This window comes from Microvirga makkahensis (assembly GCF_009830105.1).
GTDB classification, from domain to species: domain Bacteria; phylum Pseudomonadota; class Alphaproteobacteria; order Rhizobiales; family Beijerinckiaceae; genus Microvirga; species Microvirga makkahensis.
Genome location: NZ_WURB01000002.1, coordinates 89,565 through 104,913 on the forward strand (window position 1 = coordinate 89,565; position 15,349 = coordinate 104,913).

General features: G+C 62.0%; 20 protein-coding genes and 1 pseudogene. 9 read left to right on the forward strand and 12 right to left on the reverse strand.

The features are described from left to right. Positions 1–4 precede the first annotated feature (4 nt). From GR328_RS03310 to GR328_RS03325, 4 genes are all read right to left on the reverse strand, one after another. On the reverse strand, positions 5–490 hold the full coding sequence (locus GR328_RS03310; RefSeq protein WP_160883114.1) for an isochorismatase family protein: 486 nt from the start codon (positions 488–490) through the stop codon (positions 5–7). 136 nt (positions 491–626) lie between these two features. Continuing rightward, a complete protein-coding gene (locus GR328_RS03315) occupies positions 627–2,063 on the reverse strand; it encodes a homospermidine synthase (protein WP_160883115.1) in 1,437 nt (478 codons plus the stop codon). 535 nt (positions 2,064–2,598) lie between these two features. Further along, a complete protein-coding gene (locus GR328_RS03320; protein WP_160883116.1) occupies positions 2,599–3,747 on the reverse strand; it encodes a 2Fe-2S iron-sulfur cluster-binding protein in 1,149 nt (382 codons plus the stop codon). Between the two features lie 88 nt (positions 3,748–3,835). Continuing rightward, a complete protein-coding gene (locus tag GR328_RS03325; protein ID WP_160883117.1) occupies positions 3,836–4,873 on the reverse strand; it encodes an aromatic ring-hydroxylating dioxygenase subunit alpha in 1,038 nt (345 codons plus the stop codon). A gap of 156 nt (positions 4,874–5,029) precedes the next feature. Between GR328_RS03325 and GR328_RS03330 the strand changes: the two genes are divergently transcribed. Continuing rightward, a complete protein-coding gene (locus GR328_RS03330) occupies positions 5,030–5,968 on the forward strand; it encodes a LysR substrate-binding domain-containing protein (RefSeq protein ID WP_160883118.1) in 939 nt (312 codons plus the stop codon). A gap of 124 nt (positions 5,969–6,092) precedes the next feature. On the opposite strand, the gene GR328_RS03335 is transcribed toward GR328_RS03330, so the two are convergent. From GR328_RS03335 to GR328_RS27125, 7 genes are all read right to left on the reverse strand, one after another. After that, positions 6,093–6,245 carry a hypothetical protein gene (locus GR328_RS03335; protein ID WP_160883119.1) on the reverse strand — a complete coding sequence of 51 codons (153 nt, stop codon included), beginning with the start codon at positions 6,243–6,245 and terminating at the stop codon, positions 6,093–6,095. A 49-nt stretch (positions 6,246–6,294) separates the two neighbouring features. Beyond that, positions 6,295–6,540: a GreA/GreB family elongation factor gene (locus tag GR328_RS28165; protein WP_343039267.1), complete on the reverse strand. Its 246-nt coding sequence runs from the start codon at positions 6,538–6,540 to the stop codon at positions 6,295–6,297. Next, complete coding sequence (locus GR328_RS28170; RefSeq protein WP_343039268.1) at positions 6,507–6,716, reverse strand: hypothetical protein; 210 nt, start codon at positions 6,714–6,716, stop codon at positions 6,507–6,509. The genes GR328_RS28165 and GR328_RS28170 overlap by 34 nt, the downstream gene beginning before the upstream one ends. Positions 6,717–6,780: 64 nt before the next feature. Next, positions 6,781–7,338 carry a GreA/GreB family elongation factor gene (locus GR328_RS03345; protein ID WP_160883120.1) on the reverse strand — a complete coding sequence of 186 codons (558 nt, stop codon included), beginning with the start codon at positions 7,336–7,338 and terminating at the stop codon, positions 6,781–6,783. Between the two features lie 567 nt (positions 7,339–7,905). Beyond that, positions 7,906–8,061: a universal stress protein gene (locus GR328_RS27115; RefSeq protein WP_343039269.1), complete on the reverse strand. Its 156-nt coding sequence runs from the start codon at positions 8,059–8,061 to the stop codon at positions 7,906–7,908. 81 nt (positions 8,062–8,142) lie between these two features. Beyond that, positions 8,143–8,406 (reverse strand): hypothetical protein, encoded by a 264-nt coding sequence (locus GR328_RS27120; RefSeq protein ID WP_246215655.1) that lies wholly within the window; start codon positions 8,404–8,406, stop codon positions 8,143–8,145. Next, the gene (locus GR328_RS27125) at positions 8,403–8,759 is read right to left on the reverse strand and encodes a universal stress protein (RefSeq protein WP_246215656.1); all 357 of its coding nucleotides are present in this window, start codon (positions 8,757–8,759) and stop codon (positions 8,403–8,405) included. Before GR328_RS27125 ends, GR328_RS27120 begins: the two co-directional genes overlap by 4 nt. 412 nt (positions 8,760–9,171) lie before the next feature. Here GR328_RS27125 and GR328_RS03355 point away from each other — a divergent pair, with 412 nt between their 5' ends. Then, positions 9,172–10,104, forward strand: a complete 933-nt coding sequence (locus GR328_RS03355) for a LysR family transcriptional regulator (RefSeq protein ID WP_246215657.1) — start codon at positions 9,172–9,174, stop codon at positions 10,102–10,104. A 49-nt stretch (positions 10,105–10,153) separates the two neighbouring features. On the opposite strand, the gene ctaD is transcribed toward GR328_RS03355, so the two are convergent. Further along, complete coding sequence (ctaD, locus tag GR328_RS03360; protein WP_160883121.1) at positions 10,154–11,779, reverse strand: cytochrome c oxidase subunit I; 1,626 nt, start codon at positions 11,777–11,779, stop codon at positions 10,154–10,156. Positions 11,780–12,066: 287 nt separating this feature from the next. Between ctaD and GR328_RS27925 the strand changes: the two genes are divergently transcribed. The 7 genes and pseudogenes from GR328_RS27925 to GR328_RS03390 all read left to right on the forward strand — a co-directional run bounded on the left by GR328_RS27925 (position 12,067) and on the right by GR328_RS03390 (position 15,292). Next, positions 12,067–12,192, forward strand: a complete 126-nt coding sequence (locus tag GR328_RS27925; RefSeq protein WP_281351899.1) for a hypothetical protein — start codon at positions 12,067–12,069, stop codon at positions 12,190–12,192. 30 nt (positions 12,193–12,222) lie between these two features. Then, positions 12,223–12,555, forward strand: a complete 333-nt coding sequence (locus tag GR328_RS26800) for a hypothetical protein (RefSeq protein ID WP_205789716.1) — start codon at positions 12,223–12,225, stop codon at positions 12,553–12,555. Positions 12,556–12,778: 223 nt separating this feature from the next. Beyond that, positions 12,779–13,051 (forward strand): annotated as a pseudogene (locus tag GR328_RS03370) (carboxymuconolactone decarboxylase family protein); the annotation flags it as partial. Continuing rightward, positions 12,978–13,379 carry a DUF488 domain-containing protein gene (locus GR328_RS03375; RefSeq protein ID WP_246215658.1) on the forward strand — a complete coding sequence of 134 codons (402 nt, stop codon included), beginning with the start codon at positions 12,978–12,980 and terminating at the stop codon, positions 13,377–13,379. The pseudogene GR328_RS03370 and the gene GR328_RS03375, both read left to right, overlap by 74 nt. 156 nt (positions 13,380–13,535) lie before the next feature. After that, on the forward strand, positions 13,536–14,228 hold the full coding sequence (locus GR328_RS03380) for a CBS domain-containing protein (RefSeq protein ID WP_160883122.1): 693 nt from the start codon (positions 13,536–13,538) through the stop codon (positions 14,226–14,228). Positions 14,229–14,345: 117 nt separating this feature from the next. After that, positions 14,346–14,765, forward strand: a complete 420-nt coding sequence (locus GR328_RS03385) for a DUF5602 domain-containing protein (protein WP_160883123.1) — start codon at positions 14,346–14,348, stop codon at positions 14,763–14,765. Further along, positions 14,762–15,292, forward strand: a complete 531-nt coding sequence (locus GR328_RS03390; protein ID WP_160883124.1) for a plastocyanin/azurin family copper-binding protein — start codon at positions 14,762–14,764, stop codon at positions 15,290–15,292. The genes GR328_RS03385 and GR328_RS03390 overlap by 4 nt, the downstream gene beginning before the upstream one ends. Positions 15,293–15,349 lie beyond the last annotated feature (57 nt).

Below are 15,349 nucleotides of genomic sequence, written 5' to 3' on the forward strand. Positions count from 1 at the left end.
AGGCTCATGCCGCACCGCTCTGCAACTCGTCGGCGCTGTTGAGCACGCTGGCGGCGCCGAAATGGTGCTTCCACAGCTTCGCGCCCAGGTTGGCCGATCGGTCCAGGGACGAACCAACGGTCAGCCACTTCAGCATCGTTGGATAAAGTCCGGCATCGAACAGCATGAAGCCAGCCGCAAGGCAGCAGGTCTCGGCCTGGATGCCGCAGACCAGGACGCGCTCGAACTTCATGGATTTGAGATAGCCGATGAGCTCGGGTGGCGGGAGATAGCCATGCTTGACGAACACCTTGTGGGTTTGGACCATCGGGTCGTCGGCGGGTGCGGGCTTCCATCCAAGCTGCCGCTCGAACGGCGTCACCGACTCGTCGTGCCTCTCGACCGTCGCCACCGAGTGCATGGTTCGAACGAGCCGGGCAATCCCTTCCACCTGCCACTCGGGCGGATGGAAGCAGGGTTGGACGTCGATCACGAGGAGTGCTTGTCTCATGAGGTGTGTTAGCGGGTATTTCGCTCCCGCGCCACCCAAAGCCTTTCGACGAGTCCGTTCCCATGACGATATGCCCGGCAACCGACAATGCCGGTTGCCGGGCATATCACGCCTTGGCCGGGTGGCGTTTCGGCTGTCAGGAAACCAGGACGTTCCGGAACTGCCACGGATCGGAGGCGTCGATGTCCTCCGGGAAGAAGCCCGGACGGTCGGTAAGCGGGGTCCAATCCGTGTAGACCCCGACGACCGGGCCGAGATAGGGCATCTGCACCTCAAGGCAGCGGCGGAAGTCGATGTCATCGGCTTCCACGATGCCTGCGTTCGGGTTCTCCAGCGCCCAGACCATGCCGGCGAGCACGGCCGAGGTGACTTGAAGGCCAGTGGCGTTTTGGTAGGGGGCAAGCTTGCGGGTCTCCTCAATGGAGAGCTGCGAGCCGTACCAGTAGGCGTTCTTGCCATGGCCGTAGAGCAGCACGCCGAGTTCGTCGATGCCGTCGACAATCTCGTCTTCCGTCAGAATGTGGAACGTATCCTGCGCCTTGCCGGCCTTGCCGAACATCTCGTGCAGCGACAGCACGGCGTCGTTCGCCGGGTGATAGGCGTAGTGACAGGTCGGCCGGTAGGCCACCTTGTCGCCCTCCCGTACCGTGAAGTAGTCGGCAATCGAGATCGCCTCGTTATGTGTCACCAGGAAGGCGTGTTGAGCCTGGGACGTCGGCGTCCAGGAGCGGACGCGGGTGTTGGCGCCGGGCTGCAGCAGATAGATCGCGGCGCCGCAGCCCTTGTCGTGCGTGCGGCCGTTCTCCGGCATCCATTTCTCGTGCGTGCCCCAGCCGAGTTCCGCCGGCTGCAGGCCCTCCGACACGAAGCCCTCCACGGACCAAGTGTTGACGAACACGCCCATGGGCTTGGGCTTCTCGGCACGCTGGGTGTCACGCTCGGCGATGTGAATCCCCTTGACACCGACGCGGCTCATCAGGCGAGCCCAGTCCTCGCGGGATTTTGGCACCTCGTGCTCGACCTTCATGTCCTTGGCGAGATTGAGAAGCGCCTGCTTCACGAGCCAGGACACCATGCCGGGATTGGCGCCGCAGCAGTTCACCGCCGTGGGACCGCCAGGGCTCCGGCGCCGGGCGTCCAGGATGATCTCGCGCAGGGCGTAATTGGTGCGGGCCTCCGGGCCAGCGTTTTTGTCGAAATAGAAGCCCGCCCAGGGCTCGGCCACAGTGTCGATGTAGAGGGCACCGATCTCGCGGCACAGCTCCATGATGTCTCGCGAGGAGGTGTCCACCGACAGGTTGACGCAGAAGCCCTGCCCTCCGCCCTTCGTCAGGAGCGGCGTGAGAATGTCACGGTAGTTCTCGGGAGTGAGCGCCTTGTTGACGAAGGTAATACCACGCACGTCGAGCATGCTGCGATCCTTGTCGTTGGGATCGATGACCGTGAAGCGGTTCTTGTCGAACTCGAAATGGCGCTCGATCAGGGGCAGCATGCCTTTGCCGATCGAGCCAAAGCCGATCATCACGATCGGGCCAGTGATGCGGCCGTGAACGGGCAAGGTGTCATTCTTCATTTCAGATGGATCCATTCGCAATGAGCCGAGCCTCGTTGGAGGCGGCAAGAGGATTTCACCCGGGAGAACTGTGTCTGGACATCCGGGCATGGTTTGTTGGGATTGCCGTTTCGGCAGACGCCACCGGATCTATCGTTTGAGGCTGCTACGCCAACGAGCGCTCTTGGATCGTCAATCAGCTCGGCCCGCGAGACGCAAGGTTCATCGCCAGACGCGAGGGTGTTGATGGGATCAAGGAGCCGCCGATCGTCGCGGCAAGCTGGATGCTCGGCGACCAAGGGTGCTGGGCAGACGGGAGGATCAGGTTATCTTTGGCCCCGAGCTCGGGATGCAACGGCGTGTTGAGCTCGGGGCTAATTGCCCGCGATCAGATTCCCTGCTCGGTGCAGGCCACGACGGAAGGTTGCAAAGCTCAGCATGATGGCCGGTTCATGATTCACTTCAGCCCAAATGTCAAATGGCTGAGCCTGGTTGGCGATCAATCCACCGATTGCAGGAAATCGAGACCTCGATGACGGGCCTCCCCGGCGGCTAGTCAATTCCGTCCAGGGAAAGCGATCTCGACGGACGTTCTCGGTCTGGAACAACACAGGAGAAGCTCTCCCGGCGCTGGGGGAATTAACGGTTCCTCGAAGTACTCCACCTCACCGCTGATAAGGCGGCTCGTGCACGTACTGCAGACGCCCGCGCGGCAACTGAAAGGCGGCTCAAGCCCCACGGATTCCGCAAGGTCCAGGAGGGAGCGTGCGGCGTCCGGCCAGGGTATGGGTGCGGCAGAACCGTTGAATCTGACGGTCACGCCCGCACCTTCGTCCAGCTCAGTCGGCTCAGGCCTCGGAATAGGCGGAGCCTCGCGGTTGATAGTCTGAGCTGGGCCCGGACGATCATCGTCGGTGGCTAGAACCGTGGCGGGCCCGAAGAACTCATAGTGAATACGGTGCTTCGGAACGCCGAGACCCCGCAGCAGGGCGTAGTTCGCCTGCATGAACCCGGTTGGGCCGCACAGGTAGACATCGTAGTCGTCCAGCGGTAGGAGCGCCTGGAGCGTTTCCCTCGTAATCAGCCCCTTGCTGTCGTAGGCCCGAGCGTCCTCATCCGCATCCGTCGGCAAACGATAGCAGAAGTGGGTTGTGATCCCGGAGCGGCCCGATGCCGAGGCCAGCACCTCGTCACGAAGGGCGTGAACTCTGCCGTTCTCGCAGGCGTGAACGAAGAACACGCGTCTCTCGGTGCCGAGTGCAAGCTCGTGCAGCATGCTGACCAACGGCGTCAGGCCGACGCCACCGCTCAACAGGAGCACCGGCCGAGGGCTCGTGCGATCGAGGCAGAATTCGCCACGGGGGCCATGGACCGACAGGATGGTTCCGACTTCTGCCTTGTGAAGATAGCTGGATCCTGCCCCCTCAGGGGCATCCGGCAGGTGCGGCGGCGGCATCTCACGCTTGACGCTGATCCGGAGGCTTTGCGTGAGGCTGGAGCTGCTGGAGATGCTGTAGTGACGAAGCAGGTTCCCGGCGCCGCCTGGGTCGGGTAGGCGAATGATGATGAACTGCCCGGGGATGAAGGGCCTGATCGCCGACCCGCACGCAGGCGCGAGTTCAAGCGACATGATCGTGTCGCTTTCGCGGCGCTTGGCGACGATCGTGTAGTTGGAGAAGGACTTCTCTGCCGGGTCAGGAATCATCGGATCAGTCAGGTGCGGAGGAACGATCAGGTGCCGAGTGACCACAGAAGGCGCGGGAGCGCCCGCCGTGACCAGGATGCTGGCGGATCTACTCAGCCGCCATGGGTTGCTCCGCCTCAGCGCTGATGAGCTGATCGAGGCGCTTGCGGAAGCGCAGCGGCCCGGCATCGATTTTGAGATCGAGGTTGGGCGTGCGTTTGTTCGCCATCCCCTCGTGAACGGCGGTCAGCACGGCCCGATCCTCCTCGAAGGCGCCACGCACCGACTCGGCAAACGCCCGTGACGTTTCCTCATTGTCGGCGTCGAAGTTACGCATCTGGAACCAGAAGTACCGCGTCCGATTCTCGTCGACGGGCGTCATGAAGTTGTACGAGTCCATCAGGAACACGTCGTCGTGCAGCGGCCCATCAGGGCCGCCCGTGCCTGCGGGCGTGAAGATCGCCTTGATGATGGCGTTGCTCGGGTGTCTGACCTCGTAATGTTGCTTGCGGTCGCAGTTCCCTTTGAACTTCACGAACCTGGCGTAGAAGGGGGCGACCTCCACGTCCATCATCCAACGGGAGACGATCACGCCATCCTCCGTCACGTCCGTCTGGAGCGGCGTCTCCTCGCAGGCGGAGCTTCCGAACGACGACTGGTGGACCCAGGCGACGTGGGACGGATCCAGAAGATTGTCGGTCATGTAGAGGTAGTGGCAGTTGATGACCATGGAGTCGCCGCGGTTCACGCCCCAGGCGGGATCGCCCCAATGGTCGACCTGGAAGATCGTCGCCGGATCGGCGAGTTCCGGCCGGCCCATCCAGACCCAGAGCAATCCGTAGCGCTCGACGATCGGGTAGCTGCGGACCCGGGCGACATGGGGGACACGCTCAGCGCCTGGCACCCGTGTGCAGGTGCCGGTGCCATCGAAGGTGAGCCCGTGATACCCGCACTCGACCTGATCGCCTTTCAGGCGCCCCATCGAGAGCGGAAGTTTTCGGTGGGGGCAGGCGTCCTCAAGCGCGACCGGCTCCCCGTTCTCCTTGCGATAGAGAACGATCTTCTCGCCGAGCATCTCGACCTGCTGCAAAGAGCGGGTGACCTCATGATCCCAGGCGGCTACGTACCAGGAATTCTTAAGAAACATGCCGGTCATCCCTTTGTGCTGAACCCTTGCTGCCCCGCCGAGAATGGACGTGGGAGGACCGGCCAGCAATCGGGTGCCGCCTGCGTTTGTTTTTAGAAAAACTAAACACTATGATGGAGCGGATTGTGCCGGGCGGCACTCTGATCGGGTTGTGGAATGGCTGAATTGCCCCCTCTTCGTGCGCTCCAGGCTTTCGAAGCTGTTGGCCGTTGCGGGAGCATGACCAAAGCGTCACGCGAGTTGAGCGTTTCCCCCGGCGCGATTAGCCAGCAGATCCGTCTGCTGGAGGATAGGCTCGGTCTCCAGCTAATCGTCCGGAGCACCACCAGTCTGGCGCTGACCGAGATTGGGAGGCGGTACTATAATACTATAACGAAAGGTTTTGAGGAGTTCCGCCGGGCCCAAGCCGAGATCGAACGGGCCCGCTGGTCGAGCGGGCTGGTCATCAGTGCACTGCCTTCGCTGGCCAGCAAGTGGTTGGCGACTCTTATCTTCGAGTGGCAGCATGATCACCCGGACTTGAGCATTCACCTCGAGGGGACCCACCTCGAACCGCGGCTGGAGGAGGATTGTACGGACTTTCGCATCACCTATGGGGATCGGGTGAGGAATTACGACAGCTCGGTCATGCTGTTCACCGACAGCGTCATTCCCGTCTGTAGCCCGAAACTGTTGGAGTCCGGCCCGCCGCTGAAGGCGCCGGCGGATCTCCTGGCCTATCCTCTGTTGAGCATTGATTGGCAGCCTCAGTTCCCATCGCCGCCGACGTGGCGCGACTGGCTGGAGCAGTTCGGCGTCGACTGCGGCAGCCTGCGCCATTCGTTCGTGTTCTCCCTGTCCAGCGTCGCCATTGAGGCGGCTGTTGAGGGGCGTGGCTTCACCTTGGGTCAGTGTGCCATGGTCGCCGAGGATCTCCGCGTCGGACGTCTGGTCGCTCCCTTCTCCTATAAGCTCCGGCTGTCCTCCCCGTACTTCCTTGCCTGGAACGGCCCGGTGTTCAGCAAGAATGGGGCACGGGAATTTCACCGTTGGATCGTCGGACGGGCGCGGCGTCAGGACCTGCTGAATGAACTCGTTGGCCAGTCGGATCCATGATCTCTCGCATGCGAGGTGCCCCTCGCAGGGCCTGACACAACCAGCCAATGCCAGGCACCGACCCACACGATCACCTTGGCCGAGGCGTGCCAGCCCATGGGGGCGAGCCGCAAGCAGACCGTCATCATCCGATCTGGTCGATGACAATCTTCCGAATTTCCGCAGGGGTCAGCGGGTTTGGTTGGGGTGCCCACGCCGGCACCGCGACCATCTTCGACTCCGTCGGCTCGAGCTCCTTTGATTTCTTAGATGAGAGGATTTTTCTTTCAGCCTTCATTTTAGTCTCCGTTCCTGTTTTCAGCGTGCTTCGGTGGTTGTTGCGGATCTCAGGCGCTCAGGCCGGCCATGCGCTCGGGCTGGAAGTGCACCCGCCGCACGGTCAGCCCACGCCATCCGCCCATTGGACCCTGCCACTCGATCGACTGTCCCTCCCGCAGGCCGATGAGCGCCGCACCGATGTAGGTCAGGACCGAAACCCGGTCCGCATCCAGATCCTCCTCATCCGGATACACCAGGGTCATGCGGCGGATCTGGCCGGTCACGTCGTCCTGGTATTCGACGTCCGAATGCATGGTGACGACGTCCGGCCGGATGGCCTCGGGGGCACGATTTCAGCGCGCCCGAGTTCGTCCGTCAGCATCCCGGCAGCCTTGTAGCGTTGGCTTTGAACGCCTGCGTTCGCGATCCATGACAGCCGGTCGTAATCGATCGCAGAGATGGCGATGGGAGGTCGGTTTACCTGTTCCATTGTCTCCTCCAAGAGGTCACTGCGTCCAGCCGCAAGAACGCGTCGATTGTGTTGGTTCTTCGTGTCAGGACCGCCGGCAGATGATGACCGAGACCGGGTCGCTGGCCGGAAACGTCTCCATCAGGGCATCGTCAAGCCGGCGCTCCAAGTCGTCCCGCGAGTTGTCGTGCTCATCGCCTGATTGGTCGGCTGTCGTTCGGGTAGGCTCCTCTTCATCAGGCAGAAGCCTGAACTGAACATCCTCTACCACGACCTCGTGCACGGGCCCGTTCGGGCCCGTCCGGAACGGCATGCGGTCGCCCACGCGCAGACCGAGGAGGGCTGTGCCCAAGGGCGTCAAGACAGACAGTTCGGCGCCCGGCCAGAGCAGGTCCTCTGGATAGACCAGAACGTGTGACATCGGCGTCCCGCGGCCGTTGATCCGGTACGTGATCTTCGCGTTGGTCGAGACCACGTCGTCAGGCAAAGCGTCGGGATGGCAGAGCGAAGCCCGCCGCAACTCCGACATCAGGAAGTCGTGGTGCGGTCCGCGGTGGCGGCGCTTCAGGGCGGTCGCCGAGATGAGGCGGTTATAGTCGTCCGTTGCGATGGTGATCTGCGGCAACTGCATGTGCTCGTGCATAAGTTCCTCCTATGCAACGCCGATCAGGGCCTGAGAGCGGGCCGAATGGGAGCAAACGGCGGCGCTCGCCCGTGATCAGGCGGGTTGAATGTGAATGTTGGTAACGTCTGTCATGACCCGAACGACGGCGGCGCAAGGCGCCCGGCCGAGCTCGGGATCAGTGGCCTGCGAAGAGGCAGCCTCCGTAGAGGAGAGAAATATGACGCAACGTAATCATGACAGTTTCAATATAAATATAAAAAACTATCAGTCAATACCTTCTATACGCGGTCATCTATATTAATAGAAGTTTGTGCCATATCTCGGCCACCGAACATAAAAATATGCCTGAGTAGGTGCTATCACAGCAACTGGTAACTATCGCTCAACTGTCGTTCTGATCGATGTTTTCTTGTCTATCGCACCCTTTAATGTCGTTAATGCGCCTGATCTTTCTAGCGCGTCCTTGATTTCTTGACGATCATTTGGCCCATTTTCGACCAGCTGACGCTATGGTCAGGTTCCCTGCCAGGTCGCGACTGTGGCGGTTCCGTTCTTGCTCTCCCCTTCTCGTCCCTGCCCCGTTCATCACCGGGTGGGCAGGACGGTGAGGATATCGACGTCGAGCGATCGCAACACTTCTTCGGCCACGCTCCCTAGGAACATTTTGGCGATACCGGATCGCCCATGCGTCCCAATCACAAGGAGATCGGGGCCCAACTGCTTCACTGTGCTGGAAATCACCTCGAACGGAGCGCCTTCCTCGATGTGTTTCGACTGCCCGTAATCGCCAAGGCCATTCGCGTCCAGAAACGTGATCAGATCCTAGGTCGCTCGGAGCCGTTCGCCCGCAACGTACTCATCGATGTTGTCCTGGCTGACCCCAGCATAGGTCAGTTTTCCCTTTGCCAGTGGGAAGAACGCATGGACCAGCGTGAGCCTGAGGGTCCCGAGTAATCCCAGAGTCATGCTGGTCTTGATGGCGTTTGCGGACGGCTCCGACAGGTCGACGGCCGCCAGGGCCGTTTGGTAGGGCCTCTCCACCTCGTCGTTGACCATCAGAGCCGGGTGAGGTCCGTTTCGGATCACGCGCTCGATTGTCGTCCCGATGAGGACATCCTGCAGAAGCTGTTTGCGGTGCGCCCCCTGACGATCAGGTCTGCCTGAACCGCCGTCGCCGTTCGCAGGATCCCGTCGAAGGGATCGCCGACAATCACCATCGGACGGGATCGGAGGCTCTGAAGCTCGGCCATTGCAGCGATCTGCTCGGCGAGAATGCGTTCGGCCTCGCGCGTCTCGATCGCGACCAGATCCGGCGGCTGGTCGTCGTCGACGACATGGACGAGGGAGAGCTCGGCGCCGCAAGCCCTTGCCAGCAAGCCGGCTCGCCGCAACGCCCGGTATGATCGGGTCGAGAAATCGGTCGCTGCGAGAATTTGCATCCGCTCATCTCCTGGTCTGGAAGCGCCCGGGGGAGCCTGTGGCCGGAAGAGCCGACCTCTCAAGGGAAATATTGCTCGCGGCGGCCCGCAGGCACATCGGCACGATGTCCCGGTTACAAAAGGCCGAACGCCGGGAGAGCCTCAGTGCCGGAGTTTGACTTCCCTGCCAGTGGGCATATCCTCGCCACATCATGTTGAGCTTGCCGACCTTCAGACGCGGCTTGCATCGCGCAGGTAACCTGATCGCGGGCACTTAGCCCCGGGCTCATTCGGCCGCAGCCGCAGCCGAGCTCGGGGCCCCTCCAAGCCACCGGAGTTTCTCCGGACGTCCCAGCCGTTACAACGGCTGGTGCCTGCGGCAATTGCCCCCTTACCAATCCCGTGCGTCTCCAGGCCCGTAAAGGATGCCACCATGGACATCGAACTCGCCCGCACCTTCCTGGCCATTATCGAGGCTGGAAGCTTCGTCCGCGCCGCGGAGCGGCTGAACGTGACGCAAACCACCGTCAGCGCCCGGGTCCGCTCCCTGGAGGACCAGCTCCGGCGCCCGGTCTTCGTTCGTAACAAGACGGGCGTGGCTCTGACGGCAGCCGGGGAGCAGTTTCTGCGGTTCGCGCCGACCCTGGTGCAGGTCTGGGAACGGGCCCGTCACCAGGTCGCGGTTCCGGCCGGGCGCCGGGCGGTCCTCGCCATGGGAGGCGAGCTGACCCTCTGGAACCCGCTTCTTCTGAACTGGATGGTGTGGATGAAGCACAGCGCTCCCGACATCGCTCTCCAGACCCAGGTCGGCCTCTCGGACGGCCTGTTGCGCCAGGTCGCCGACGGGGTGCTCGACCTGGCCGTGGTATATTCACCGAGACAATGGCCAGGGCTGCAGGTCGAGATGCTCACGGAGGAGACGCTCGTCCTGGTCACCACGGATCCGTCAACCTCCGGTGTGTCGGATCCGGACTACGTGTACGTCGATTGGGGCGCGGAATTCGCGGCCCATCATGGCCTGAACTTCCCGCAATTCTCCAACCCTGGCTTGTCGATCGGCCTGGGTCCGCTCGGGTTGGACTACATCGTGCAGGTCGGTGGGACCGGCTATTTCCGCAAACGCGTGGCCCAGCCGTATCTCGCAAGCGGTCGCCTTCACCTGGTGCCGCATGCCCCGGAGTTCCCGCACCCGGCCTATGCCGTGTACCCGGAGGATGCTGAGAACGAGGATCTGGAGACCGCGTTGCAGGGGCTGCGTGAGGTCGCCCGCGCCGATGAAGTGCCGAGCCAATCCTCACAGGTACAGGCGGAACCAGAAGCGGCAAGCTCCAGCCCCTTTCCGGAAGTCCGTGCCACCACGGGATGAATGCGGATCGCCGCATCTCATTGGGCTGCATGGGCGGCTCCGTGCCTGCTCAATGATGGGTGTCAACGATCCGCGGCAGCGTGTTGAACTGATGGAACGGCGGCGGGGAGGACAGCGTCCATTCCAGCGTCGTCGCACCCTCGCCCCAGGGGTTATCCGCCGCCCGTTCCTTGCGCCGGAAGGCGTCGATCAAGCCGTACAGGAACACGAACAGGCCTATGAAGAAGATGTAGGCACCGATCGACGACACGAGGTTCCAGCCGGCGAAGGCATCCGGATAGTCGGCGTAGCGGCGCGGCATGCCCGACAGGCCGAGGAAATGCTGCGGGAAGAACAGCACATTGGCACCGATGAAGGCGATCCAGAAGTGCAGCTTGCCGATCTGCTCCGAATACACATAGCCGGTGATCTTCGGGAACCAGTAGTAGATGCCGGCAAAGATGCCGAACACGGCACCCAATGACAGCACGTAGTGGAAGTGGGCCACCACGTAGTAGGTGTCGTGCATGTAGCGGTCGACGGGAGCGTTCGCCAGCACCACGCCCGTGACGCCGCCGACCGTGAACACGAAGATGAAGCCGATGGCCCAATACATGGCGGCCGTGAAGCGGATCGAGCCGCCCCACATGGTGGCGATCCAGGAGAACACCTTCACGCCTGTCGGCACCGCGATCACCATCGTGGCGAACACGAAATAGGCCTGGGTCTGCAGTGAGAGGCCAACCGTGTACATGTGGTGCGCCCAGACTACACTCCCAACGACCCCGATGGCCGCCATGGCGTAGGCCATGCCGAGATAACCGAAGATCGGCTTCTTCGAGAACGTCGAGACGATGTGGCTGATGATGCCGAAGGCCGGCAGGACCATGATGTATACTTCGGGGTGGCCGAAGAACCAGAACAGGTGCTGGTACAGGACCGGATCACCACCGCCCGACGGCTCGAAGAAGGTGGTGCCGAAGTTACGGTCGGTGAGCAGCATGGTGATCGCACCCGCGAGCACGGGAAGGGTGATCAGGAGCAGGAAGGCCGTCACCAGCATGGCCCAGGCGAACAGCGGCATCTTGTGCAGCGTCATACCCGGAGCCCGCATGTTGAGGATCGTGGTGATGAAGTTGATCGCGCCCAGGATCGAGGAGGCGCCGGCCAAGTGCAGGGCCAGGATGCCGAAATCAAAGGCCGGGCCGGGATGGCCGATGGTCGAGAGCGGCGGATAGGCGGTCCAGCCGCCGCCGAAGCCAAGCGAGCCAGGGGCCCCCTCGGAGAACAGGGACAGGATCATCAGGGCGAACGCCGCGACGATGAGCCAGAACGAGATGTTGTTCATCCGCGGGAAGGCCATGTCGGGCGCGCCGATCATCAGCGGCACGAACCAGTTGCCGAAGCCGCCGATGAGGGTTGGCATGATCACGAAGAACACCATGATCAGGCCGTGGCCGGTCACGAAGACGTTGTAGGCCTGCGGATTCGAGAAGTACTGAAGGCCGGGTTCCTGCAGCTCCAGGCGCATGCCGATGGAGAGCAGGCCACCGATGATGCCGGCTGTGAAGCCGAACATCAGGTAGAGGGAGCCGATGTCCTTATGGTTCGTGGAGTAGAACCACCGGCGCCAGAAGGTCGGGTGCCCGTCATGGGCTGCGGCATCCAGTTCCCGCCCGTGAGCTCGTTCAGGCATATCATCGCTCTCCAGACCCCTGACAAGGGTTGGCCAACGGTGGAACCCTGGCAAATGAATTTCATTGCTGGATATCGGCAAGCATTCTGCATCCTGCTCCGCCAGGCGCCTGCGCGCCATCGCCGACAGGGTACCGGCTCGAACTCCAATTATTTTGCTTGAACAGACCAAAGAATTTCGTTTGCCGGGCTCTCAAGCCAGGGGGAGGATTGTTGCGCTCCCCGGCCGGACCGCCTCCTCCGGGACGGTGGCGGATCCGGGCAGCCCGCAGCACGATGGAGGTGATGATGCAGCATGCCAGGTCCGCTCAAACCATGGCCGTCTCCGACAACCACACCGGTGAGCGATGGCTGGCCATCAGCCTTCTCGCCAGCTCGCTGGCCGTGGTCGCCTGGTGCGTCGTCGCCCTCTAGGCCGAACTTAGCCACAGGAATGACCAGGATATGTGCTATTATAACTTGTTCCGCCACACCGACCGCACGGAGCTCATTTGCGCGGTTCCAGAAGTGCGGCCTGTGCCTGCCTTCGTCACAGGGCCGCCATGGAGCTTCGCTGGGCGCGTAGGAGACTATCCCAGCGGCTCATCGAGTTTCGATCATCAGTCGGCTGAGATAAGCGTCCACTTCAACGGTTTCTACCTGTTCCAGCTGATCAACGCGTCGGATATTGAGACTTGGGTTGGTCAGAGCCGCAAGCAGCACTCCAACCGCGATGCTTCCATCTGCGGCAAGGAACGGTCAAAGGAGACTCAACCGCTTGGGATGGCTGCCGGGTGAACCGAGGCAGAGCGGTGACCAAGTGCCGGACCCCTACGGTGCTAAGGCTCATTGGCCGCGTGTCTTATGGCAAGGCACTGAGGTCTGGAAGGAGGCCGACATGGCTGGACAGCTATATCCGGAACCATCGCCCGAGCTGGCGCACAAGCGCCGGTAGCTCGCGCCTGACACCCAGGCGGCATTCGATGCGTTCAGTCGCCAGGTATTCGGTGATGGCGCTCTCGATGCCAAGACGAAGCAATTGATTGCCGTCGCCGTCGCTCATGTCACCCAATGCCCCTATTGCATCCAAGGACATACCAAAGCCGCTCAGCGGGCAGGCGCTACGGCGCAGGAACTGATGGAAGCGGTCTGGGTGGCTGCCGAGATGCGGGCTGGCGGAGCCTTTGCCCACGCCAGCCTCATGATCGCTTCCTTGTACGATGATCGGGATTTGGAGCATTCCGATGAGCGTAAGGGTTCCGGGAAACAACGTGCAACTGAAGCGGGCTTATGAGCCGCCGTCGCCCGATGACGGTGCCCGCATTCTGGTCGATCGACTCTGGCCGCGTGCGATCTCCAAAGAGACCCTTGCTCTCGACGATTGGATGAAGGACATCGCGCCCAGCGCCCAGTTACGCCGCTGGTTTGGGCATGATCCTGAACGTTGGCAGGAATTCTGCCGGCGCTATGCTGCCGAGTTGCGTGAACACGAGGATGTGTTGAGCGAGTTGCGGCTCCGTGCCCGCAAGGGCAGGATCACGCTTGTGTTCTCCGCCCGCGATGAGACGCACAACGACGCCGTTGCCCTCCGGAGCTTTATTCTGCACGGCCTGATGCATTGAGAAGCAGTTCAAGTGCAATGAAAGTGATTTGAACCTGCAAATCTATTCGTTTGTTACATACTCGGGGCGAGCATACCCTTCTTCTGTCACCAATGGCGCCGATGACCGGCATCCCTACACAAGCCTCTCGTCAGCGCATACTCAGAGGAGGCAGCGATGCTCACCGCCGCGGATGTCATGACGACTGCCGTCATCACAGTCAGGCCCGAGACGTCAATCCACGAGATCGCGAAGTTGCTCTGCGACCATCACATCAGCGGTGTTCCGGTGATCGATGACGAGGAGCGGCCTCTCGGCATCGTCAGCGAAGGCGATCTGATCGGGCATGCCCGATTGGTCGGTGAGCAGCGCCAATCCTGGTGGCAGACTTTCCTCAACGGCCCCAAGGTTCTGGCTCAGCACTACGCCAAATCACACGCACGAAAAGCCAGTGACGTCATGACAAAAGACGTGGTCACAGTGCTGGAGACCACATCGGTTGCCGACACAGCCCGCGCGTTGGAGCAACATCGGATCAAGCGTGTTCCGGTGCTGCGGCACGGGAGGCTCGTCGGCATCGTGACCAGAAGCAACCTGCTTCAGGTCCTGGCGACCACCGACCTATCGAAGCCGATGAACGTTGCGGACCGCCTTATCCGGGAGCGGCTGAACGAGGAACTCGAAGACCAGCCCTGGGCATACCTCCTGTCGAAAAACATTGTCGTCGAGAATGGTGTCGTTCATCTGTTCGGCATTGTTCAATCGGACGAGGAGCGACACGCCATCCGCCTTGCCGCGGAGAACCAGGCTGGCGTGAAGGCCGTGGAGGATCATCTCTCGATCGTACCGCCCGTCTCCTATGTCTTCTGAGCGCCGTGCAAAGACACCCTGCCCAGCTGCTCGATACCCACGGCGGGAACCTTTTGGCCTGCCTTCCATCCAATGAGTTGCGTAACCCGCATCATCAGCCGACCCGTGGAGGATCTCATGCTTGCCCGCTTTGCCGCCGTCGCTCTTACCGCTGCACTTGCCATGCCGGCCATAGCCGCCGATCAGGTCGAGAAGGCTCCGCCGACAGGTGCCTACAAGAAAGTCAGCGAGCTCGTGAAGATACCCGACTTTCTGCCGGGACTTGGTCAGCTCTATGTTGATCCCAAGACCCTGCCCGCCGGCCCTTTTCTCGCCTATGACCGGGACGGGCGACTTGTGAGCACGGTCTATATGCTGCCCATCGAGGATCTCTCGAACAAGGACAAGCGCTTCGACGATCTCGCCGCACCCGGCGGGAAGGTCGATCATGTCGACGTCTACTTCAACGCCGGCCATCCCGGGGTCGAGAAGCCCCATGCCCACGTCGTGCTCTGGCACGTTCCCAAGGCCGACGAGACGCGGGTGGCCGCGAAGTGACGATCTCGCGCAGACAGGTCCTGCGGATCGGCGGGGGCCTCCTCGCCGGTCTCGCATGGCTCCGGCTCCCGCTCGCCGCTGAGGCAGTCGAGATCCGGATGCAGGGCAATGCGGACGGCTCGCAGGTCTGGTTTAACCCGATTGGCCTTCGCATCGAGCCGGGTCAGACGATCCGCTGGATCAACCTGGACCCGGGGAATTCCCATACCGCGACCGCCTACCATCCGAAGAACTTCGAGCGCCCGTTGCGTATCCCTGAGGGTGCCGAGCCCTGGAACTCGGACTACCTGCTGCCGAACGAGAGCTTCTCGGTCACGCTCAAGGATGAAGGCGTCTACGATTTCTTCTGTGTTCCGCACGAGCATGCCGGCATGGTTGGCCGGATCATCGTCGGTCAACCGGACAGGTCTCCCGCTGCCGACCCGTCGGGGCAAGCGGCCGGCGGGGAGCCTATCCCCGAGATAGCCCTCCGGGCCTTCCCGTCCGTCGCCGAAATCATGCGCCACGGCATCGTCCGGCCTGCATAGGGGCCGGCCTCGACAACGGCGGGAACCTTACGGGCTCCCGTCCATCCAATAATCAGC

What these genes read in the sequence shown, in the direction of transcription:
- GR328_RS03310 (WP_160883114.1), bottom strand. Translation starts at nt 490, where the DNA reads ATGAGACAAGCACTCCTCGTGATCGACGTCCAACCCTGCTTCCATCCG.
- GR328_RS03315 (WP_160883115.1), bottom strand. Translation starts at nt 2,063, where the DNA reads ATGAAGAATGACACCTTGCCCGTTCACGGCCGCATCACTGGCCCGATC.
- GR328_RS03320 (WP_160883116.1), bottom strand. Translation starts at nt 3,747, where the DNA reads ATGATTCCTGACCCGGCAGAGAAGTCCTTCTCCAACTACACGATCGTC.
- GR328_RS03325 (WP_160883117.1), bottom strand. Translation starts at nt 4,873, where the DNA reads ATGTTTCTTAAGAATTCCTGGTACGTAGCCGCCTGGGATCATGAGGTC.
- GR328_RS03330 (WP_160883118.1), top strand. Translation starts at nt 5,030, where the DNA reads ATGGCTGAATTGCCCCCTCTTCGTGCGCTCCAGGCTTTCGAAGCTGTT.
- GR328_RS03335 (WP_160883119.1), bottom strand. Translation starts at nt 6,245, where the DNA reads ATGAAGGCTGAAAGAAAAATCCTCTCATCTAAGAAATCAAAGGAGCTC.
- GR328_RS28165 (WP_343039267.1), bottom strand. Translation starts at nt 6,540, where the DNA reads ATGCATTCGGACGTCGAATACCAGGACGACGTGACCGGCCAGATCCGC.
- GR328_RS28170 (WP_343039268.1), bottom strand. Translation starts at nt 6,716, where the DNA reads ATGGAACAGGTAAACCGACCTCCCATCGCCATCTCTGCGATCGATTAC.
- GR328_RS03345 (WP_160883120.1), bottom strand. Translation starts at nt 7,338, where the DNA reads ATGCACGAGCACATGCAGTTGCCGCAGATCACCATCGCAACGGACGAC.
- GR328_RS27125 (WP_246215656.1), bottom strand. Translation starts at nt 8,759, where the DNA reads ATGCAAATTCTCGCAGCGACCGATTTCTCGACCCGATCATACCGGGCG.
- GR328_RS03355 (WP_246215657.1), top strand. Translation starts at nt 9,172, where the DNA reads ATGGACATCGAACTCGCCCGCACCTTCCTGGCCATTATCGAGGCTGGA.
- ctaD (WP_160883121.1), bottom strand. Translation starts at nt 11,779, where the DNA reads ATGCCTGAACGAGCTCACGGGCGGGAACTGGATGCCGCAGCCCATGAC.
- GR328_RS27925 (WP_281351899.1), top strand. Translation starts at nt 12,067, where the DNA reads ATGCAGCATGCCAGGTCCGCTCAAACCATGGCCGTCTCCGACAACCAC.
- GR328_RS26800 (WP_205789716.1), top strand. Translation starts at nt 12,223, where the DNA reads ATGTGCTATTATAACTTGTTCCGCCACACCGACCGCACGGAGCTCATT.
- GR328_RS03375 (WP_246215658.1), top strand. Translation starts at nt 12,978, where the DNA reads ATGATCGGGATTTGGAGCATTCCGATGAGCGTAAGGGTTCCGGGAAAC.
- GR328_RS03380 (WP_160883122.1), top strand. Translation starts at nt 13,536, where the DNA reads ATGCTCACCGCCGCGGATGTCATGACGACTGCCGTCATCACAGTCAGG.
- GR328_RS03385 (WP_160883123.1), top strand. Translation starts at nt 14,346, where the DNA reads ATGCTTGCCCGCTTTGCCGCCGTCGCTCTTACCGCTGCACTTGCCATG.